The following is a 21,128-nucleotide window of genomic DNA, read 5'->3' as shown; positions in this document are numbered from 1 at the left end:
GCCGTTCGTGGGGTGCCGGTTGCGGCGGATCTCCCGGCTGACGGTGGAGGGGCTGCGGCCCAGTTCGGTGGCGATCGCACGGACCGTCGCCTTCTCCAGGAGCCGGTCGGCGATGTAGATCCGGTCGGCTTCACGCAGGCACCGGGACGCACCAGAAGGCGGCAGCACCGGTCTGGCCGGTGCTGCCGCCTTCTGCCGGCCGGAGGGGTTGCGGCCGTTGCGCCATCGCTTTCCCGTGCGGAGGTTGATGCCGACGACCCTGGCCGCCTCCGTGTAACTCACGCCTTGCTGCATGAGCCGGAAGTATTCCTCCCGCTCACGGGTCAGCTTCCTGCGGCCCTGGGCCACCGTCCGGGTCTTGCGGATCTCGAACATCGCACCCCTTGAGCTGGGGTGTTGCGACGACCACTAGAACTCAAGCTCACCGCCCACCCCGGGGCCTTATGGACTAGACCAACAGCGGGTGCACCGGTATACAGAGGAGATCACGGAGCGTGCGGGTGGACTCCTGACACACTAAGCCGTGCCACGATGTGAGCCGTGGCCGATGCCAGGTCGGCCGCTTTCGGCATCCGGAGCCGGGAAGGCAGAGCATGAGCACCGACGTCAGCAGTGCGGAGAACGAGGCCGGCACAACCGTCCGTACCGCGCGTGTGCCCAAGTACTACCGCTTGAAGAAGCACCTGCTCGACATGACGGAGACGCAGGCGCCGGGCACGCCGGTCCCGCCCGAGCGCACGCTGGCCGCAGAGTTCGACACCTCCCGCACCACCGTCCGCCAGGCCCTGCAGGAACTGGTCGTGGAGGGCCGGCTGGAGCGCATCCAGGGCAAGGGCACCTTCGTCGCCAAGCCGAAGGTCTCCCAGGCGCTGCAGCTCACCTCGTACACCGAGGACATGCGGGCCCAGGGCCTGGAGCCGACCTCGCAGCTGCTGGACATCGGCTATGTCACCGCCGACGACCGGCTGGCCGAGCTGCTCGACATCACCGCCGGCGGGCGCGTGCTGCGCATCGAGCGGCTGCGCATGGCCAACGGCGAGCCGATGGCGATCGAGACCACGCACCTGAGCGCCAAGCGCTTCCCGGCGCTGCGCCGGTCGCTGGTGAAGTACACGTCCCTGTACACCGCGCTCGCCGAGGTCTACGACGTCCACCTCGCCGAGGCCGAGGAGACCATCGAGACCTCCCTGGCCACCCCCCGCGAGGCGGGTCTGCTCGGCACCGACGTCGGCCTGCCGATGCTGATGCTCTCCCGGCACTCGCTGGACCACGAGGGCAAGCCGGTGGAATGGGTGCGGTCGGTGTACCGGGGCGACCGGTACAAATTCGTGGCGCGCCTGAAGCGGCCGCAGGACTGAGTGCGGCGGCGTCTTCACGCCGTGACCCCGAAATCGACATACCGATATGCGGACGAGGTCTTCCCGTGCGATGACACCGTCACCTAGATTGCCTGCGCATTACACAGGTGATCAGCGAGGGGACGGAGCCGCGGCATGTCGGAAACACCTGAAGTGAGACCACCGGTCGTCACACCGACCCGGGTGATCATCGGACTGTGTCTCGTCGCGCCCTTCGTGGCGATGCTGTGGGTCGGCTCGTACGCCAAGACGGGCCCCGCGTTCATCGGGGTCCCGTTCTTCTACTGGTACCAGATGCTCTGGGTGCTGATCTCCACGGCGCTCACGATGCTGGCGTACCAGCTGTGGCAGCGCGACCAGCGCAGCCGCCAGGCCGGGAACGGGGGTGCCGCGAAGTGAAGGACGGCGTCAACGGCGTCGCGCTCGGCGTCTTCATCTTCTTCTTCCTGGCCGTCACGGTCCTGGGCTTCCTGGCCGCGCGCTGGCGCAGGGCCGAGAACGAGCACTCGCTGGACGAATGGGGCCTGGGCGGACGGTCGTTCGGCACCTGGGTCACCTGGTTCCTGCTCGGCGGCGACCTGTACACGGCCTACACCTTCGTCGCCGTGCCGGCGGCGATCTACGCGGCGGGCGCGTCCGGCTTCTTCGCGGTGCCCTACACGATCCTGGTCTACCCGCTGATCTTCACGTTCCTGCCCCGCCTGTGGTCGGTCTCGCACAAGCACGGCTACGTGACGACCTCGGACTTCGTGCGCGGCCGCTTCGGTTCGAAGGGCCTGTCGCTGGCGGTGGCGCTGACCGGCATCCTGGCGACGATGCCGTACATCGCGCTCCAGCTCGTCGGCATCCAGGCGGTGCTGGACGTGATGGGCGTCGGCGGCGGGGAGAACACGAACTGGTTCGTGAAGGACCTCCCGCTGCTCATCGCGTTCGGCGTGCTGGCGGCCTACACGTACTCCTCCGGCCTGCGCGCGCCCGCGCTGATCGCGTTCGTCAAGGACACGCTGATCTACATCGTCATCGCGGTGGCGATCATCTACATCCCGATCAGACTGGGCGGCTTCGACGACATCTTCGCCAAGGCGGGCGAGAAGTTCTCGACCACGGGCGTGGGCGGTGTCGTACCGGCCCCGACGGGCCAGTGGACGTACGCCACGCTGGCGCTCGGTTCCGCGCTGGCCCTGTTCATGTACCCGCACTCGATCACCGCGACCCTGTCGTCCAGGAGCCGTGAGGTGATCCGCCGCAACACCACGATCCTGCCGCTGTACTCGCTCATGCTGGGCCTGCTGGCGCTGCTGGGCTTCATGGCCATCGCGGCAGGGGTGAAGGTCACCAACGGGCAGCTGGCGATCCCGCAGCTGTTCGAGGACATGTTCCCGGACTGGTTCGCGGGCGTGGCCTTCGCGGCGATCGGCATCGGCGCGCTGGTGCCGGCGGCGATCATGTCCATCGCGGCGGCGAACCTCTTCACCCGCAACATCTACAAGGACTTCATCAACCCGGACGCGACGCCCCGGCAGGAGACCCGGGTCTCCAAGATCGTGTCGCTGCTGGTGAAGGTGGGCGCGCTGATCTTCGTCCTCACCATGGACAAGACGGTCGCCATCAACTTCCAGCTGCTGGGCGGCATCTGGATCCTGCAGACCTTCCCGGCCCTGGTCGGTGGCCTGTTCACCCGCTGGTTCCACCGCTGGGCGCTGCTGGCCGGCTGGGCGGTCGGCATGGTGTACGGCACGGTCGCCGCGTACGGGATCGCCTCCCCGACGCAGAAGCACTTCGGCGGCAACGCCAAGGAGATCCCCGGCATCGGCGAGATCGGCTACATCGGCCTCACGGCCTTCGTGCTGAACGTCCTCGTCACCGTGGTCCTCACCGTCGTCCTGAAGGCCGTGAAGGCCCCCGAGGGCATCGACGAGACCAAGCCGGAGGACTACGCGGCCGACGCGGGCGACCCGGGCGTCCAGGTGGAGCTTCCGCCGGCCACCGCGGGGTCCGCGCACTGACGGGACGCGGCCGGGCGCACGGGTGGCTCTCCAGCCGCCTGTGCGCCCGGCCATCGCGTCCCACAACCGGTCCAGACCCCCGGCGCCCATGCCGTGCCAGGCGAGCGTCTCGCGGTGCCTGATGCTCACCCATCTGGGGAAGCGGCGCCGGAAGGGGCGGGGCAGCAGGGCCTGTTGCCGGCGTGGGAACCGCTCACAGATCTCACCCCGGGGCACCCGTCGGCGGGACGGGGAGGGGCACAACCGGAACTTGCGGTCGGGCAGGCACTCCAGCCGAACCGCTCGGGCTGCCCGGTCTCCAGGGCGAGGGCCACCAGGCCGCCCGCCTCGGGGACGAACGGATGCGGGCGCCGCCGGTCCGAGCCGGCACCGGCGCGGTGGGGTGCGGAACCGGCCGTGCCCGCCAGCTACAGCCGGCGCTCCAGGGTCTGTACGACGGTGATGCCGCGCAGCGCGCCGACGGCTCACGTGACGCTTCCCCGTGGTTCTGCCGCTCCGTCGAGGGGCACTCGACCGGGGCCAGGCGCGCCACCGCGCCCGTCAGCTCGCACCGGCACAGCCGTTTCGTCCGCGGAGCCGAGCCGCACGGGCATCTCGTGCCGCACCGGGACGACCTCACTCTTCTCGCTTGTGAGTTGACGCTACGAAGGCGGTGCGACACAACATCTGGGGGTGACATGGCAGCCCGGCACTAGATGTATGCTCATGCTCGCTGTCGCCGCAGGGGAATCCGGTGCGAATCCGGAACTGTCCCGCAACGGTGTACTTGCGTGCATCCGCACGCCTGTTCAGTCCGAGGACCTGCCGCCAGCGCGCCCGGCCGTCCGGTCCGGGTGCCTTGAGACGTCCGGGCCTCGTGGAGTGGGCCGGTGGACGCGACGCCGTGCGCGCTCGTGGCTGCCCCTGCCCTCCGCCAGGCCCCCGTGCCGAGCGAGGGAGAGCCCCACGTGACCATCGCGCCAGCCGACCCGGCTTCAGCCAGCGAGCTGAAGACCGACGGTCCCGGTGCCGCACTGCTGCGGACCCTGACCGAGCTGACCGCCGACCTCCCCGACGCCGACCCCGGCCGGGTCGCCGCCGCCGCGCTGCGCGGCCGGTCCGCGCACGCGGACGAGGCGGAGTTGCGCGAGCTGGCCACGGAGGCGGCCGCCGGCCTGATCTCCGAGGACCCCGCCTACTCCAGGCTGGCCGCCCGCCTGCTGACCCTGGCCATCGGGGACGAGGCCGCCTCGCAGGGCGTGGCGTCCTTCACGCAGTCCGTCGCCGTGGGACACCGGGAGGGGCTCATCGCGGACCGGACCGCGGCGTTCGTGCGGCTGCACGCCGGGCGGCTCGACGCGCTGATCGACCCGGACGCCGACGACCGCTTCGGCTACTTCGGCCTGCGCACCCTGCACAGCCGTTACCTGCTGCGGCACCCCATCACCCGCAAGGTGATCGAGACGCCCCAGCACTTCATGCTGCGCGTCGCCGCGGGCCTCGCCGAGGACGACACCGTCCGCTCGGTGGACGAGGTCGCGGCGCTCTACGGGCTCATGAGCCGCCTCGACTACCTGCCCTCCTCCCCCACGCTCTTCAACTCCGGTACGCGGCACCCGCAGATGTCGTCCTGCTACCTGCTCGACTCCCCGCTGGACGAGCTGGACTCCATCTACGACCGCTACCACCAGGTCGCCCGGCTCTCCAAGCACGCCGGCGGCATCGGGCTCTCGTACTCCCGGATCCGTTCGCGCGGTTCGCTGATCCGCGGCACCAACGGGCACTCCAACGGCATCGTTCCGTTCCTGAAGACCCTGGACGCCTCGGTGGCCGCGGTGAACCAGGGCGGCCGGCGCAAGGGCGCGGCCGCGGTGTACCTGGAGACCTGGCACTCCGACATCGAGGAGTTCCTGGAGCTGCGCGACAACACCGGTGAGGACGCCCGCCGTACGCACAACCTGAACCTGGCGCACTGGGTCCCGGACGAGTTCATGCGCCGGGTCAACTCCGACGGGCAGTGGTCGCTGTTCTCCCCGGCGGACGTGCCGGAGCTGGTGGACCTGTGGGGCGAGGAGTTCGACGCCGCCTACCTCAAGGCCGAGGCCGACGGCCTGGCCAGGAAGACGATCCCGGCCCGCGACCTGTACGGCCGCATGATGCGCACCCTCGCGCAGACCGGCAACGGCTGGATGACCTTCAAGGACGCCGCCAACCGCACGGCGAACCAGACGGCGACCGCGGGCCATGTCGTGCACTCCTCCAACCTCTGCACGGAGATCCTGGAGGTCACGGACGACGGGGAGACGGCGGTCTGCAACCTGGGCTCGGTCAACCTCGGTGCCTTCGTGACCGCCGGGGACATCGATTGGGAGCGGCTGGACGAGACGGTCCGCACGGCCGTCACCTTCCTCGACCGGGTCGTGGACATCAACTTCTACCCGACCGAGCAGGCGGGCCGTTCCAACGCCAAGTGGCGCCCCGTCGGCCTGGGTGCGATGGGCCTGCAGGACGTCCTCTTCAAGCTGCGTCTGCCCTTCGACTCCCCCCAGGCGAAGGCGCTGTCCACCCGGATCGCCGAGCGGATCATGCTCGCCGCGTACGAGGCCTCCGCGGACCTCGCCGAGCGCAACGGCCCGTTGCCGGCCTGGGAGAAGACCCGTACGGCCCAGGGTGTCCTGCACCCCGACCACTACGGCGTGGAGTTCACCTGGCCGGAGCGCTGGGCGGCGCTGCGGACGCGGATCGCGGCCGTCGGCATGCGCAACTCGCTGCTCCTGGCCATCGCCCCGACGGCCACCATCGCGTCCATCGCGGGCGTGTACGAGTGCATCGAGCCGCAGGTGTCCAACCTGTTCAAGCGCGAGACGCTGTCCGGCGAGTTCCTCCAGGTCAACTCGTACCTGGTGCAGGAGCTGAAGGACCTGGGCGTCTGGGACGCGCGCACCCGGGAGGCGCTGCGCGACTCCAGCGGGTCGGTGCAGGGCTTCGCCTGGATCCCCGAGGAGGTGCGGGCGCTCTACCGCACGGCGTGGGAGATCCCGCAGCGCGGTCTGATCGACATGGCGGCGGCCCGCACCCCGTTCCTGGACCAGGCGCAGTCCCTGAACCTGTTCCTGGAGACGCCGACCATCGGCAAGCTCTCCTCGATGTACGCGTACGCCTGGAAGTCGGGTCTGAAGACGACGTACTACCTGCGCTCCCGCCCGGCGACGCGCATCGCCCGCGCCGCCCAGGCGCAGGCCCGGAAGACCATCCCCGTCCAGCAGGCCGCCGATCCCGACGCGGTCGCCTGCTCCCTTGAGAACCCCGAGTCCTGCGAGGCCTGCCAGTAACTCCCGCCCGCCACCCGACCACCACCCCTGGAGGACGGCGCTTCGCGCCGACTGTGATGACGAACCAGAATCTTCTCGACCCCGGCTTCGAGCTGACCCTCCGCCCGATGCGGTACCCGGACTTCTACGAGCGCTACCGGGACGCCATCAAGAACACCTGGACCGTCGAGGAGGTCGACCTCCACTCGGACGTCGCCGACCTGGCGAAGCTGACGCCCGCGGAGCAGCACCTGATCGGCCGCCTGGTGGCGTTCTTCGCGACGGGCGACTCGATCGTCGCGAACAACCTGGTGCTGACGCTGTACAAGCACATCAACTCCCCGGAGGCGCGCCTGTATCTGTCGCGCCAGCTGTTCGAGGAGGCCGTGCACGTCCAGTTCTATCTGACGCTGCTCGACACCTACCTGCCCGACCCGGACGACCGCGCCGCCGCGTTCGCGGCCGTGGAGAACATCCCGTCCATCCGCGAGAAGGCCGGGTTCTGCTTCAAGTGGATCAACGAGGTCGAGAAGCTGGACCGACTGGAGACGAAGGCCGACCGCCGGCGCTTCCTGCTCAACCTGATCTGCTTCGCCGCGTGCATCGAGGGGCTGTTCTTCTACGGCGCCTTCGCGTACGTCTACTGGTTCCGCAGCCGGGGTCTGCTGCACGGTCTGGCCACCGGCACCAACTGGGTGTTCCGCGACGAGACGATGCACATGTCCTTCGCCTTCGAGGTGGTCGACACCGTCCGCAAGGAGGAACCGGAGCTCTTCGACGACGAGCTGCGGCAGCAGGTCACCGGCATGCTGGAGGAGGCCGTCGAGGCCGAGCTGCAGTTCGCGCGCGACCTGTGCGGTGACGGCCTCCCCGGCATGAACACCGACTCGATGCGGCAGTACCTCGAGTGCGTCGCCGACCAGCGTCTGACGCGTCTCGGCTTCGCCCCGGTGTACGGCTCGGAGAACCCCTTCTCCTTCATGGAGCTGCAGGGCGTTCAGGAACTGACGAACTTCTTCGAGCGCCGCCCGTCGGCGTACCAGGTCGCGGTGGAGGGCACGGTCGACCTGGACGAGGACTTCTGAGTCTCCTTCTCCCGACGCCTTCCTCCCCGGTCCTCCTGGGCCTCCCTGAGCTGCCGGTCGATGCGCCTGTCGCGCACGATGCCGAGCACGGAGGGGAGGACCAGGATGACCAGGATTGCGAACGTGGCGAGCATTCCGATCAGGCCTTCGATCTGGTTTCCGTTCATGACACCACTGTCGCGCCGTTCACTACTTACCGTAAGTGGCAGGACTGCCGCACACCCTCGATTTACTGCCATCCGTCAGGCACACTGGGGGCATGCTGCAGAACGTGGTGGCCGTTCTCCTCGACGGCGTGAACCCCTTCGAGCTGGCCGTCGTCTGCGAGGTGTTCGGCACCGACCGCAGTGACGAGGGCCTGCCGGTGTACGACTTCGCGGTCGCCTCGGCCGAGGGTCCGGTGCTGCGCTCGAACGCGGGTTTCGCGGTGCACGTGGAGCACGGCCTGGAGCGCCTGGAGTCGGCCGACCTGATCGCCGTGCCGGCCTGCTCCCGCTACGACTCCCGCGCGTTCCCGCCCGAGCTGCTCCGGGCCCTGCGGCACGGGGTGGACCGCGGTGCCCGGGTGCTCAGCGTCTGCTCCGGGGTCTTCCTGCTCGCCGCGGCCGGGCTGCTGGACGGCCGGCGCTGCGCCGTGCACTGGCACCACGCGGACGAGCTGGCCCGCCAGTACCCCCGGCTGATCGTCGAGCCGGACGTCCTCTACGTCGACGAGGACCCGGTGATCACCTCCGCCGGCACCGCCGCCGGGATCGACGCCTGTCTGCACCTGGTGCGCAAGGAGCAGGGCCCGGAGATCGCCAACAAGATCGCCCGCCGGATGGTGGTGCCGCCGCACCGGGACGGCGGCCAGGCGCAGTACATCGAGCGGCCGCTGCCGAAGACCTCGTGCGACACCGTCGGAGAGGTCCTGGCATGGATGGAGGCCCACCTCGACCAGGAGGTGACCGTCGAACAGCTCGCCGCCCGCGCCCACATGGCACCGCGCACCTTCGCCCGTCGCTTCCAGCAGGAGACGGGCACCACGCCCTACCGCTGGATCCTGCGTCAACGGGTACTGCTGGCACAGGAGTTGCTGGAGGGCACGGACGAGACGGTGGACGCCGTCGCCTGGCGCACCGGGTTCGGTACGGCGGCCGCGCTGCGGCACCAGTTCGTCCGGGCGCTCGGGACGACTCCGAACGCCTACCGGCGCGCGTTCCGGGGCCCGCAGGCCGCCTGAGCGCGCGCCGGCATCAGGAGTCGCGGGCCGGGAGCCGACGGTCAGGAAGCGCTCCGTGCCCGCCTCCTCACCACTCCACGGGCTTCAGCAGCAGGTTGTGCGGGCGGAGCGTGATGCCCACACGGGTGCTGTCGTCGGACCCGCTGAGCTGCTCGAAGCGGTACTTCGCCGAGATCGCCGCGGTGATCAGGGTCAGCTGGGCCATGGAGAAGTGGTCGCTGGGGCACTTGCGGTTGCCGACACTGAACGGGCTCATGGCGTACTTCGGTACCTCCTTGGCGCGCTCGGGCAGCCAGCGGTCGGGGTCGAAGTCGAGGTGGCGGGCGTAGGAGCGGGCGTCGCGCTGGACGGCGTAGGGGCTGTAGACGATGTCCGCCCCGGCCGGAATGCGATAGCCGCCGAGCGCGGTGTCGGTCACCGCGCGCCGCGTCAATATCCAAACGGCGGGCCTGAGCCGCATGGCCTCGACGACGACATTGTTGGTGTGCGTGAGCGCGCGAACGTGCTCGAATCCGACCGGCCGACCACGCGTCACGGATTCGACCTCGGTCCGTACCTTCTCGGCGTGTTCCGGATGCTCCGCGAGGACCTGCAGCAGCCACATGATCGTGGACGCGACAGTTTCGCTGCCGGGGGTGAGTATCGCGACGACCTGGTCGTGGATCTCCTGTTCCCCGATGGGGTCGCCATTGTCGTCCTTCGCCTCCAGCAATGCCGTCAGCAAATCGTCCGGCTTTTGACCAGATGCCCTCCGCTCGGCGACAATCTCGTCGACCAGAAGATGCAAATCGGCCAGGGCCCGGTTGAATTCGCGGTTGGCCGGAAATGGCAGCCGGTACAGCGGTCCGAGCGGGATCACCATCCTGCGGTACATTCCCCGGAAGACGGTGGCGAGGTCGATGCTCAGCCGCTCGGCGCGCTCGTCCATGTACTCGCCGCGCAGCAGGCAGCGGGCGGCGATGCGGACAGCGACCCGGAAGGACTCCGAGGTGCAGTCGATGGTCTCGCCGGGCCGCCAGCGCTCGGTCAGCGCGTGCGCCTCCTCCTCCATCACGGCCCCGTAGTTCGGTATCGCGTCCAGCCGGAACGCGGGCTGGATGGTGCGCCGTTGGCGCCGGTGCCGGGGGCCGTTGGCGGTGGCCACGCCCTCCTTGCCGAGCAGCCCTTCGAGGGACTCCCACAGCGGGCCGTCGATCTTGAAGTCGGGGCTCAGGGCCAGCGCGCCGGTGAGCGCCGGCGTGGTGACGGCGTACACCGTCTTGGGGCCGAGCCTGAGGCGTACGACGTCGCCGTACTCGCCCAGCCGGGACATGAAGGCGAGCGGGTCGCGGACCAGTTTCAGGCCGTGCCCGAGACCCGGTACGGCGCCCCCTGCCAGGGGCGGTTCGCGCAGTTCGGTGGCCTCGGGGGCCGCGGGCTCCACAGACTCGACGGTCATTTCTCACCTGCCGCTTCGTTGGTGACGTACGGGGGCGTGGACCGGTCGTCCCAGCTGTCGACCATGTACCGGCCGGACTCGTGGTGGAACCAGTAGACGGAACTGAACCAGTTGCGCATATTGCCGACACAGGTGCGGACGGCGGCGCTCAATTCCTTGCCGGCGACCGTACCGTCGGCGATCTCATCGGCGAATCGCAGAGCTTCCTGCTCGACTTGGAGGAATTCAGTGATGCATTCCTCGACGCGCTGCCTGACTTCGTCCACCGCTTCTTCGAGAGTCAGTCCCTGATGGCTGACGAGACTGATTCCGAGATTGTGGACCTCGTCGCCCGCTATTTCCTTCGGCAGCGAGCACAGATCGTTGTACCAGGCGGCGAATTCCTGGCTCAGCAGTGCGGCCCGGCGATAGGCCGGGTGCTTTCGCACGGGGTCCGGGAGTTCGCACCCGGCACTCGGCTCGAGCAGGTCCGTCCATATCCAGTGCGCGAAGGTGTGCCGACGCAGGGCGAGGTACTCCTCGACATCGGGAACGTATCCCTCCGTGCGGTTGCGGAACTCGCGGTCGTAGGCCTCGATCACCGCGTGGAAGTGCCGGGCGAACCGCCGGTTCCAGGTGCCCGGCAGGAAGCCGTACAGCCGTAACACGCTGTCGGCGAAGGCCGCGACCAGCGGGTCGGGGTGTTGCAGATGGTGCCTGGGTGCGTCGAGGGCCGCGTGCAGGCGGTACCTCAGCCGCCGCCAGTCGCCCGCCCGGCCGTGGACGACGTAGCGGTCGTGGCGGTCGTCCCAGACGAAGAACCAGGCACTGTAGTCGGCTATGGCCTGCAGGACCTCGTCCGGGGCACCTGTGTAGTAGCCCGCCATGAGGTCGGTGTAGCACAGTCCATCGGCATATTCCTGCACCTTGTCCGCCGGCATGAGCCGTTTTTCCAGCAGCCAGCGCCGCGTCTTCTCCTGGAGCCGCGGCCAATACGGATGCAGTCGCCGGGGAAAGGCGGACTCGATCACCGGCAGTGCCAGTGAGGGTGGTACCACGACCGCCGTCGGTGTCGCTGTGGTGCTGTGTGGGAAAGCTTGCACAGAACAAACCCCTCTCAGCCGCCAGGAGCGCACGCCCCCTTCCGTTGTGCCGGGCGTGCGCCGTTGCGTATCCCCGCACTTCCATTCAGCACCACAACTGACCGCCGTGGGAACGGATTTGCTCCACTCACTACCCCAAGGAGCCGAGAATCCCCCCTTCATGACCGGTTAAGGATCACCAGGAGCGCGGAAGGGAGCGGTTGTACGACGCACGGACGAGCGAACCACGGCCGTAAGAAGGGCGCCCGACCGGGAGTGATCCCGATCGGGCGCCCCAACGGCCCAGCTCCGCCTAGTCGTTGGCGACCACGGGGTAACGTGGCTCGTTCTCGGCCATCTGCCGCAGCGCGTCCTTGCGGTCCCGCTTGGACAGCCGGTCGATGTAGAGGTAGCCGTAGAGGTGGTCGGTCTCGTGCTGCAAACAGCGTGCGAAGTAGCCGGTGCCGCGGACCTTGATCGGGTTGCCCTTCTCGTCCTGGCCGGTCACCTCGGCGTAGTCGGGGCGGGCGAGCGGCGCGTACGCGGTCGGTACCGACAGGCAGCCCTCGTTGCTGTCGTCCAGCCGGCGCCTGTCGGCGGGCAGGTCGACGAGCTTCGGGTTGCACACCACGCCGACGTGCCGGACTCCCTCGTCGTCGGGGCAGTCGTAGACGAAGACCTTCAGGTCGACACCGATCTGGTTGGCGGCCAGGCCCACGCCCTCGGCGGTGCGCTGGCTGGCGAACATGTCCGCGACCAGCTGCTGCAGCTCCGCACCGAACTCGGTGACGTCCCTGCACTCCTTGTGCAGCACCGGGTTACCGACGACGGTGATCGGGCGCGACGTCCCGCGCTCCCGCCAGGCCGTCTCGCGCTCCTCGCAGTCCTCCGTGTCGACGACATAGCCCTCGTCATCGACGGGGAGCACGCCCGCGTGCTGCTGATCGGTGTCCTGCTGAGCCATGACCGACGTACGCCTTCCTGCAAGCCTGGAAAATTCTGCGAGTACAGCCTAAAGGTGGCCGGTCACCGCGGCTCAGCAAACCTCTTCGAGATCCCGCCAGTCCCTGGAGTCCGGGCTGTCCGCGACCCATCCGTCGAGCAGTCCCCTGACCAGGGAGGCCGGCGCCGCGATACCGCACTCCCGCTCCGGCACCCACAGCTGCCCGTCCGTGCGGTGCCCGAGCGGCCCGGGATGACCGGGCTCACTGTGGTCATGGGGGTCCAGGTGCACACCCTCGCCCTCGTCCGACGGCATCCGGGACTCCGAACACATCCGGCACAGCAGCCGCACCGACGACGACCAGTCCTCCGCGGCGAACCCGGCGTCGGCCGCGAGCTGCTCCAGCGCGTCCCGGTCCGCCTCCGTGGCCGCCTCCAGCAGGACCACCCAGGTGGGAACGGGGGACGGCGCCCACAGCTCGATCTCGTCGAAGACCGGGTAGGAGTGCCCGGTGGACGTCGTGCGCTCGCCGTGCGGGACGCCGTCGTGCAGGACCACCTCGCCCCAGCGCCGCCCCGACGAGGGAAGCGGGATGGACAGCACCTCGATCCGCGCCGGGTCCAGCCTGCGGCCCCACACCACCTCGGCCTCGCCCTCCGGGGAGAGCCGCACGGCCGCGCTGCCCAGCTCCATGCCGACGGGTTCGCCGGAGGCCATGGCGCCTCCCCCGGCCTTCGACCGGGGGGTGCCGGGCACCTTCAGCCCGTACGCCTGCCAGGCGCGGCGGGCCAGCGGCCAGTCCTGCAGCGCGGTCGCGGCGATGCCCACGTTCCACCAGTCGGGAGCGCCGGTCTCCCGGTCCAGGAGGGCCACGGCGCGCAGTCCGGCCGCGCGGGCCTGCTCCCAGTCGTGCCGGAACTTGTGCAGCAGAGCGAGGTTGAACCAGGACTCCGACAGCCAGGGCTCCAGGTCGGCGGCCCGTGTCAGCAGCTCACCGGCGTCCTCGTACCGGCCGTCGCCGATCAGCGTGAACGCGCGGTCCGTGGCCTGCCGCCAGGAGGCGGAGGGCCGGTGCCGTCCCTTTCCGAAGATCCTCACGATTCCCGCCTGCCAGTTCCAGTTCACAGTGGGCTGGCTTGTGCCCCCGGACACCCTCTCCCTCGCATCCAACCACGTGCGGTGGGAAAGGCGCTCATTACCCATGGGTTACCCAGCCGCGGACGGGGTCAGACAGTGCCGTCCGTCTCCCGTCGTCCTCGGCCGGCCCGGTCTCGCGCCACCCCCGGGGCTCGGCGAGGACCCGGGCGAGCGATTCCACGACCTCGGGAGCGTAGTCCCCGGCGGTGCCGAGGCGCAGCTCCTCGAGCGCCCGCAGGGGCCCCTCGGGTCCGGCGTCCCGGGTCTTCTCGTCGTAGGCGTTCACCGCCCGGACGATCCGCGCGGCGACCGGCTGCTCGGCGTAGGGGTCGGCCTGCCGCTCGACGACGACGGCGACGGCCGCGTCCACGCCGGTCTGCCGGACGACGGCCCCGCCGAGCAGGGCGATGCGCCGCTGCTCCGCGGGGGGCAGGCCGGCGGTGGCACCGGCCGGGACCGGGTCGACCAGGCTGAGCTGCCCGATGTCGTGCATGAGGGCCGCGTACTCCAGCACGGTCAGCTCGGGTCCGGTCAGGCCCAGGTCCCGGCCGACGCCGAGGCTGAGCGCGGCGACGCGGTGGGCGTGCCCGGTGGGGGTGCATCCGGCGATCTCGGTGGCGCGGGCGAGGGAGGCGATGGTCTGCCGGTAGGTGGCGCGCACGGCCGCGTGGCGGCGGACGGAGAGCTGGGTGAGCAGCAGGGGCAGGCAGAACACGGGCAGCGCCCACAGTCCGGCCACGGCGACCGCGAGGGCCATCACCACCCCGGTCGCGCACACGGCGGAGCCGATGCCGAGCAGCCCGTGCAGCTCCTCGCGCAGCAGCGGGCCGAACGGCCAGCGGGTGCGGCAGTGGGCGAGGGCGGCACCGAGGACGGCGTCGCAGAGGCTGGTGAGGCCGAGCAGGGTGACGAGGAGGAGGGCGTACGCGGGGCCGTCCCAGGAGGCGAACACACCCCTGTTGTAGAGGGGTTGGAAGCAGACGGCGGCGAAGCCGACGGTGAGGACGCGACGGGCCAGGTGGTCGAGGGTGGGGGTGCGGCCGCACCAGATGTGCGGGACGGCGCCGAGCAGGGCGGCGACGAGGACGACGGTGACCACCTGGGCGGCGTCGTGCTGGGTGGGCCGCCCGGCGTCGGCGCCCAGCAGGGCGTACGAGAGCGATCCGGCGGCGCCGAGGGGCGCGGCCTGCCGCACCGGTGCGCCGCTCCACCGGGTCAGCTCGCCGACGGCTATGAGCACCCCGAAGGCGAGCGCGACGCCCCGGTCGTCGAAGCCGGTCCACAGGGTGACGGCGAGGGAGCCGGCCGCGGCCAGGGCGGCGGCGCCGTGGATGAGCCGCAGGGCGGTCATCGGGACGTCCCGGTGCTGGGGACGCGCTCGCCGGATGCCGTGGCGCAGGACGGCTCGTCGGCGGTGACCGTGGGGTGCCAGCCGTAGTGGCGCAGGGCGCGGACGAGCGCGGCGACCATGCGGGAGTCGAACTGGGCCCCGGCGCAGCGCTCCAGCTCCGCGACGGCCGCCTCGACCGGGCGGGCCCGGCGGTAGGAACGGGTGGAGGTCATCGCGTCGAAGGCGTCCGCGACGGCGACGACCCGGGCGCACTCGGGGATCTGCGTGCCGGCCAGGCCGTACGGATAGCCGCTGCCGTCGAGGCGTTCGTGGTGGTGCAGGATCGCCGCGCGGGCCTCGCCGAGGAAGGAGATCCCGCGGACCATCTCGTGCCCGTACTCGGGATGCAGTTCGATGATCCGCCGTTCCTCGGGGGTGAGTGGTCCCTCCTTGCGCAGCAGCCGGGTGGGGACGCCCAGCTTGCCGACGTCGTGCAGGATTCCGGCGAAGCGCAGCACCTCGACGCGTTCGTCGTCCATGCCGAGTTCGCGGGCGATCAGCACGGAGGCCTGTCCGACGCGCTCGCTGTGGCCGCGCGTGTAGCCGTCCTTGATGTCGACGGCCTGGACGAGGGCGCGGATGGTGGCCTGGTGGGCGGCGCGTTCGCGGTGGTACTGGGCGAACACCCAGGAGGAGACGTACATCGGCAGCAGTACGAGCAGCGCGGCGACCGGGCCGTACGGGCTGCGCCACAGCACGGCCGTCATGAGCCCGGCGAGTCCGTGCACCGCCACAGGTGCGAGCGAGCGGGACAGCAGCCCGCGCCAGGCCCGACGCAGCGGTACGTGCTCAGCGGTGGCGAGGATGCCGCCGTCGAGGACGGTGAGGATCACGCAGAAGGTGAGCACGGCCGCGCCGGCCGGCAGCAGCGCGTAGGGGAAGTCGCAGGTGACGACGGCGTCCCGGCCGCCGAGCGCCCAGTGCACCGCGCTGGCGCCCCACACGGCGAGCGAGGGCTGCGCGGCCCGCCACACGCGGCGCGCCGGCGCGGGCCGGTCCTCGACGGGGCAGAGCAGGGCCGCGGGCAGCGGGACCAGCGCGGCGGCCGGCGGGGGCAGCAGGAGCGCCCCGGCGAGCAGCACCGGGTAGAAGGTGCCGCCGAAGCGACACCGTACGACGTGCTCACATGCCGCGTAGACCGCCGCGAGCAGCGCGATCGGCCACCAGGGGGCGTGGGTCGCCGGCAGCGGCAGCACACAGAGCACGGCCAGCAGGGCGACACAGGCCACATAGCCACGTGCCCTCGCCGGTAGCGCATCCATCGCGTCCCTCCCCCGACCATGCCTGCCCAGGCTCGGAGCCTAGGGCGGGATGTCGGGGATGCGGGGCCTACGACCTGAGGATTAGCACGTTCGGGTGATGACCCGGCGCTCAGCTCTCCTGGGCGGTGGCGGTCACATCGTGCTCGGGCACGGTGTGACCGGAGCGGATCAGCTCAAGCCGCCCCATGACCTTGGCGCGCAGGTCGGCGGGTACGTCGTCATGTCCGCAGCACCGCTTGACCAGCTTCTTCACGGCCTGCTCCAGACCGTACTTCTCCAGGCACGGCGAGCATTCCTCGAAGTGGTGCTGGAACTTGTCGCGATCGACGTCCGGCATCTCGCTGTCGAGGAACTCGTACAGGTGGTCGAGGACCTCACTGCAGTCCGTCTCGTGCGGCTCTCCGCAGCTCATGAGCCCGAGCCTTTCGCTTCGTTCGACTCTCCGGCGCCGGCCGGGACCAGACCACGCTCACGGGCGTAGTCCTCCAGCATGCCGCGCAGCTGACGGCGGCCCCGGTGCAGCCGGGACATCACCGTACCGATGGGCGTCCCCATGATGTCCGCGATCTCCTTGTACGCAAAGCCCTCTACATCCGCGAGATAGACGGCGATGCGGAACTCCTCGGGGATCGCCTGCAGCGCTTCCTTCACGTCCGAGTCGGGCAGGTGGTCGAGCGCCTGCGACTCGGCGGAGCGCAGACCCGTCGACATGTGCGACTCGGCGCGGGCGAGCTGCCAGTCCTCGATCTCCTCCGCGGCGGAGCGCTGGGGCTCGCGCTGCTTCTTGCGGTAGGAGTTGATGAAGGTGTTGGTGAGGATCCGGTACAGCCACGCCTTGAGGTTGGTGCCCTCACGGAACTGGTGGAAGGACGCGTACGCCTTGGCGTACATCTCCTGCACCAGGTCCTCGGCGTCGGCCGGGTTGCGCGTCATGCGCAGCGCGGCCGAGTACATCTGGTCGAGGAATTCGAGCGCGTCCCGCTCGAAGCGCGCACTGCGCTCCGCGGTGGACTCGGAGTTCGCCTCCGTCTCCGCGCTCACGCCCTGGCCCTCGGGCAGCTCCGCCTGACCGTTGTCGGTCCCTGCGTCGGTCCCAGTGACCGGACCCACCTCCTCAAGATGCTGGGCAGGACCGAAACCGATCCCACTCGATTCGGAGGATAGAACACGACCCGTGCCTGCCGCCGCTCGAATAGGAGCGGTCCTGGCCGCGTGCAGCACCGTCCAGTCCAGGTCAGCGCTGCGCTTACGGCTCGGGCAGATGGTCGAACCCATGCGGCGGACTTCCTCTCCTACGACGTCGGTGCCGAGGCCTCAGCACTCCTTTCCGCCACAACAGTGGTCCGTCGTGCGGCATTCCCGGCGGTCACCCGAGTGACGCGATCCACCCGGCGACACCGCCGCCGACGATCTCCAGGGCCTGCTCCTGCGTGATGTCCGCGCGCTTGGGGACGGCGAAGCCGTGATCGCCGCGGGGCACCTCGACCAGTTCGAAGTCGCCCTCCGGGAACTCCCCGGGCTTGCCGAAGGGGTCGTTCCCGCCCTGCACGACCAGCGTGGGTACCCCGGCGCCCAGGAGTTCCCCGGCGCGGGACCTCTCCGGCTTGCCCGGCGGGTGCAGCGGGAAGCTCAGCGCGAGCACGGCGTGCGCGCCCAGCTCGGCCGCCGTACGGCAGGCGACCCGGGCACCGGCGCTGCGCCCGCCGGAGATCACCGGCAGGCCGGGCCGCTCCAGCGCGGGCCAGATCCCGCGCCACCCGGTGTCCAGGGTCTTCGGCGCGGGCGCGACCCTCTTGCCCGCGACCCGCCACGGCTGCTCGACGAGGGCGACGGTCACCCCGTGCCCGGGGAGGGTCCGCGCGAGGGCCTGGAGGTCGCGCGCCTCGATGCCGCCGCCGGCCCCATGACTCACGGCAAGCACCAGCCGCGCCTTCTTCGCCCGGTGCCAGGTGACACGTGCGGTCCCGGCCTCGGTCTCGACAGTCTCGATCACGCTAGAAGAGTGTGCCCTCTTCCGGTGTCTCCAGCTCCTTCAGCAGCTCCGGGCCGTTGTTGCGGACGTTGCTGACGGCCGTGGAGACCGGGTAGGCGCGCATCAGGCCGGCCGGGGGCGGGGCCAGCAGCCCGAGCAGGTCGTCCGGGTCGGTGCGGGAGGGGTCCAGCCATGCGTCCCAGCGGTCCGGAGTGAGCATCAGCGGCATCCGGGGGTGGATCTCGGCGAGGGCGTGCGGGCCCTCGGCGGGGGCGACGGCCAGGGGGGTTCGCTCCGCCTCCGTGGTGATCACCGAGCAGGTGACCCACCAGGCCAGCGGGTGGTCGTCGGGCAGGGTCCGGTCGCGCCAGAACTCGTACAGCCCGGCCATCGCGAACACCGAGCCGTCGGCGGGCAGCACGAAGTACGGCTGCTTGCGCGGCCGCTTCTTCCTGCCCTCGACCTCCAGATCCCGCTCCTGCTCGCCGGTGACCCACTCGAAATAGCCGTCGGCGGGCAGGATGCAGCGGCGGGCGGCGAAGGCGCGGCGGTAGGCGGGCTTCTCGTGGACGGTCTCCGCGCGGGCGTTGATCATCCGGGCGCCGCCCTCGGGTGTCTTGGCCCAGGAGGGCACCAGGCCCCACTTGAGCCTGCGCAGCTGGCGAACCGGGTGCGGAGAGTCCGCGTCTTTCAGGGGACGGTCGAGGACGGCGTAGACCTCCTTGGTCGGAGCCACGTTGTAGTCCGGCTCCAGGGTCTCCTCGGGCTCCCACTTCTCGACCTCGAAGACTCCTGCGAGATCCTCGGGCCTACGACTCGATGCATACCGTCCGCACATACGTGCCACACTGCCAGACTCCGTACCAGTACAGGGAGCCACTCGGACACATGGACAGCCTCGCCGCCACCGCGCTGCCCGATCTGTGGGACCGGCTCACCGGCTCCCAGCCCGATCCCGATCTGTGGGTGGTGCTGGCCACGCTCGCCGCCGCGCTCGCCGCGGTGGTCCCGCATCAGCTGTGGCGGATATCCCGCAACGCGATCACCATCGCGCACGAGGGCGGCCACGGCCTGGTCGCCCTGCTCACCGGACGGCAGCTCACCGGCATCCGCCTGCACTCCGACACCAGCGGGCTCACGGTCAGCCGGGGCAAGCCCTACGGCCTGGGCATGATCTTCACGGCCGCCGCGGGGTACACGGCGCCCTCGCTGCTGGGCCTGGGCGGGGCCGCCCTGCTCGCTGCCGGGCGCATCACGCTGCTGCTGTGGGTGGCGACCGCCCTGCTGGTGGTGATGCTGGTGATGATCCGCAACGCGTACGGCGTACTGACGGTCGTCCTCACGGGCGGTGCCTTCCTGCTGGTGTCCTGGCTGGCGGGACCGCAGGTGCAGGCGGCGTTCGCGTACGCGGTGGTGTGGTTCCTGCTGTTCGGTGGCGTACGGCCGCCGTTCGAGCTGCAGGCCAAGCGGTCGCGGGGAGGGGCGGGGGACTCGGACGCGGACCAGCTGTCCCGCCTGGCGCACGTACCGGCGGGCCTGTGGCTGTTCCTGTTCCACGCGGTGTCGCTGTGCTCGCTGATCGGCGGCGGGGGATGGCTGCTGGAAGGTTGACATCGGGCCCTCCTTATACAGTGGCCCCATGGCCCCGAACACCGCCCCTACCGCCCTCTGGCCCGCCCCGCACGCGAGCGGAGCCGTCGACGCGACGGTCCACGTGCCGGGGTCCAAGTCGGTCACCAACCGCGCCCTCGTCCTCGCCGCCCTGGCCTCCGAGCCCGGCTGGCTGCGCCGCCCGCTGCGCTCCCGCGACACGTTGCTGATGGCCGGGGCGCTCAGGGCCATGGGCGTGGAGATCGAGGAGGGGGTCGGCCCCGACGGCACCGGCGAGGCCTGGCGGGTGCTGCCCACCGACCTGCGCGGCCCGGCCACGGTCGACGTCGGCAACGCCGGCACCGTCATGCGTTTCCTGCCCCCGGTGGCCGCCCTCGCCGACGGCCCGATCCGCTTCGACGGGGACCCGCGTTCCTACGAGCGCCCCCTGAACGGCGTGATCGACGCGCTGCGCGTGCTCGGCGCCCGGATCGACGACGACGGGCGGGGCGCGCTGCCGCTGACCGTGCACGGCGGCGGGGCCCTGGACGGCGGACCGGTGTCGGTCGACGCCTCCTCGTCCTCCCAGTTCGTCTCGGCGCTGTTGCTGTCGGGGCCCCGCTTCAACCAGGGTGTCGAGGTGCGGCACACCGGCGCGACCCTGCCCTCCATGCCACACATCCGGATGACGGTGGACATGCTGCGCGCGGTCGGCGCCCAGGTGGACACCCCGGAGTCGGGTGGCGAGCCGAACGTGTGGCGGGTGACGCCGGGCGCGCTGCTCGGCCGTGACCTGACGATCGAGCCGGACCTGTCGAACGCGCAGCCGTTCCTGGCGGCGGCCCTGGTCACGGGCGGCAAGGTGCTGATCCCGGACTGGCCGGCCCACACCACTCAGCCGGGTGACCGGCTGCGGGAGATCTTCACCGAGATGGGCGGTTCCTGCGAACTCAGCGACTACGGGCTGGTGTTCACCGGCTCGGGTGCCCTCCACGGCATCGACGTCGACCTGAGCGACGTCGGCGAGCTGACCCCCGGCATCGCGGCGGTCGCTGCACTCGCCGACTCCCCCTCGACCCTGCGGGGCGTGGCCCATCTGCGGCTGCACGAGACGGACCGGCTGGCCGCGCTCACCAAGGAGATCAACGAACTCGGCGGTGACGTGACCGAGACGGCCGACGGCCTGCACATCCGCCCGCGCCCGTTGCACGGCGGCACCTTCCACACCTACGAGGACCACCGCATGGCGACCGCCGGCGCGATCATCGGCCTGGCGGTCGAGGGCGTGCGGATCGAGAACGTGGCGACGACGGCGAAGACCCTGCCGGACTTCCCCGAGCTGTGGACCGGGATGCTCGGGCAGTAGGGACACGT

The 21,128-nt window shown here is 70.5% G+C and carries 19 protein-coding genes and 1 riboswitch; of the genes, 8 read left to right on the top strand and 11 right to left on the bottom strand.

The annotated features are described in order from the left end of the window. On the bottom strand, positions 1–375 hold a 375-nt coding region (locus AC07C1_RS17715), incomplete at its 3' end, for a helix-turn-helix domain-containing protein (RefSeq protein ID WP_478939934.1). Positions 376–593: 218 nt separating this feature from the next. Here AC07C1_RS17715 and AC07C1_RS17710 point away from each other — a divergent pair. The 6 genes from AC07C1_RS17710 (at position 594) to AC07C1_RS17685 (ending at position 8,961) form a co-directional block, all read left to right on the top strand. Continuing rightward, entirely contained in the window at positions 594–1,358 is a 765-nt protein-coding gene (locus tag AC07C1_RS17710) for a GntR family transcriptional regulator (RefSeq protein WP_478939933.1), read from the top strand. A 135-nt stretch (positions 1,359–1,493) separates the two neighbouring features. Then, positions 1,494–1,757: a DUF3311 domain-containing protein gene (locus AC07C1_RS17705; RefSeq protein ID WP_478939931.1), complete on the top strand. Its 264-nt coding sequence runs from the start codon at positions 1,494–1,496 to the stop codon at positions 1,755–1,757. Continuing rightward, complete coding sequence (mctP, locus tag AC07C1_RS17700; protein WP_478939929.1) at positions 1,754–3,364, top strand: monocarboxylate uptake permease MctP; 1,611 nt, start codon at positions 1,754–1,756, stop codon at positions 3,362–3,364. The genes AC07C1_RS17705 and mctP overlap by 4 nt, the downstream gene beginning before the upstream one ends. A gap of 699 nt (positions 3,365–4,063) precedes the next feature. Further along, positions 4,064–4,187: riboswitch (cobalamin riboswitch) on the top strand. Between the two features lie 124 nt (positions 4,188–4,311). Further along, the gene (locus tag AC07C1_RS17695) at positions 4,312–6,675 is read left to right on the top strand and encodes a ribonucleoside-diphosphate reductase subunit alpha (RefSeq protein ID WP_478939927.1); all 2,364 of its coding nucleotides are present in this window, start codon (positions 4,312–4,314) and stop codon (positions 6,673–6,675) included. A 56-nt stretch (positions 6,676–6,731) separates the two neighbouring features. Continuing rightward, the gene (locus AC07C1_RS17690; protein WP_478939926.1) at positions 6,732–7,739 is read left to right on the top strand and encodes a ribonucleotide-diphosphate reductase subunit beta; all 1,008 of its coding nucleotides are present in this window, start codon (positions 6,732–6,734) and stop codon (positions 7,737–7,739) included. Between the two features lie 259 nt (positions 7,740–7,998). Beyond that, the gene (locus AC07C1_RS17685; RefSeq protein ID WP_478939924.1) at positions 7,999–8,961 is read left to right on the top strand and encodes a GlxA family transcriptional regulator; all 963 of its coding nucleotides are present in this window, start codon (positions 7,999–8,001) and stop codon (positions 8,959–8,961) included. 67 nt (positions 8,962–9,028) lie between these two features. Here the strand turns inward: AC07C1_RS17685 and AC07C1_RS17680 are convergent, their stop codons facing one another. The 10 genes from AC07C1_RS17680 to AC07C1_RS17635 form a co-directional block, all read right to left on the bottom strand. After that, positions 9,029–10,399 (bottom strand): bifunctional albaflavenone monooxygenase/terpene synthase, encoded by a 1,371-nt coding sequence (locus AC07C1_RS17680; RefSeq protein ID WP_478939922.1) that lies wholly within the window; start codon positions 10,397–10,399, stop codon positions 9,029–9,031. Then, on the bottom strand, positions 10,396–11,481 hold the full coding sequence (gene cyc1, locus AC07C1_RS17675; protein WP_478939954.1) for an epi-isozizaene synthase: 1,086 nt from the start codon (positions 11,479–11,481) through the stop codon (positions 10,396–10,398). Before cyc1 ends, AC07C1_RS17680 begins: the two co-directional genes overlap by 4 nt. 292 nt (positions 11,482–11,773) lie before the next feature. Then, on the bottom strand, positions 11,774–12,424 hold the full coding sequence (gene def / locus AC07C1_RS17670) for a peptide deformylase (RefSeq protein ID WP_478939920.1): 651 nt from the start codon (positions 12,422–12,424) through the stop codon (positions 11,774–11,776). Between the two features lie 72 nt (positions 12,425–12,496). Continuing rightward, the gene (locus tag AC07C1_RS17665) at positions 12,497–13,501 is read right to left on the bottom strand and encodes a tetratricopeptide repeat protein (RefSeq protein ID WP_478939919.1); all 1,005 of its coding nucleotides are present in this window, start codon (positions 13,499–13,501) and stop codon (positions 12,497–12,499) included. A 97-nt stretch (positions 13,502–13,598) separates the two neighbouring features. Further along, positions 13,599–14,891 (bottom strand): HD-GYP domain-containing protein, encoded by a 1,293-nt coding sequence (locus AC07C1_RS17660; RefSeq protein WP_478939917.1) that lies wholly within the window; start codon positions 14,889–14,891, stop codon positions 13,599–13,601. Then, positions 14,888–16,192: an HD-GYP domain-containing protein gene (locus tag AC07C1_RS17655; RefSeq protein ID WP_478939915.1), complete on the bottom strand. Its 1,305-nt coding sequence runs from the start codon at positions 16,190–16,192 to the stop codon at positions 14,888–14,890. The genes AC07C1_RS17660 and AC07C1_RS17655 overlap by 4 nt, the downstream gene beginning before the upstream one ends. 109 nt (positions 16,193–16,301) lie before the next feature. Further along, positions 16,302–16,604, bottom strand: coding sequence for a mycothiol system anti-sigma-R factor (gene rsrA, locus AC07C1_RS17650; RefSeq protein WP_478939913.1), 303 nt, complete (start codon positions 16,602–16,604; stop codon positions 16,302–16,304). Then, positions 16,601–17,302 carry a sigma-70 family RNA polymerase sigma factor gene (locus tag AC07C1_RS17645; RefSeq protein ID WP_478939912.1) on the bottom strand — a complete coding sequence of 234 codons (702 nt, stop codon included), beginning with the start codon at positions 17,300–17,302 and terminating at the stop codon, positions 16,601–16,603. Before AC07C1_RS17645 ends, rsrA begins: the two co-directional genes overlap by 4 nt. 256 nt (positions 17,303–17,558) lie before the next feature. After that, positions 17,559–18,185, bottom strand: coding sequence for an alpha/beta hydrolase family protein (locus AC07C1_RS17640; RefSeq protein WP_478939911.1), 627 nt, complete (start codon positions 18,183–18,185; stop codon positions 17,559–17,561). Position 18,186: 1 nt separating this feature from the next. Next, complete coding sequence (locus AC07C1_RS17635) at positions 18,187–19,002, bottom strand: SOS response-associated peptidase (protein WP_478939909.1); 816 nt, start codon at positions 19,000–19,002, stop codon at positions 18,187–18,189. A gap of 50 nt (positions 19,003–19,052) precedes the next feature. Between AC07C1_RS17635 and AC07C1_RS17630 the strand changes: the two genes are divergently transcribed. Together AC07C1_RS17630 and aroA are read left to right on the top strand one after the other, a co-directional pair. Continuing rightward, entirely contained in the window at positions 19,053–19,775 is a 723-nt protein-coding gene (locus AC07C1_RS17630) for a M50 family metallopeptidase (RefSeq protein ID WP_478939908.1), read from the top strand. A gap of 28 nt (positions 19,776–19,803) precedes the next feature. Next, positions 19,804–21,120, top strand: coding sequence for a 3-phosphoshikimate 1-carboxyvinyltransferase (gene aroA, locus AC07C1_RS17625; RefSeq protein ID WP_478939906.1), 1,317 nt, complete (start codon positions 19,804–19,806; stop codon positions 21,118–21,120). The last annotated feature ends 8 nt before the right edge of the window (positions 21,121–21,128 follow it).

The organism is Streptomyces sp. NPDC045022 (assembly GCF_056432605.1).
This window is presented reverse-complemented; position numbering and strand designations above follow the sequence as displayed.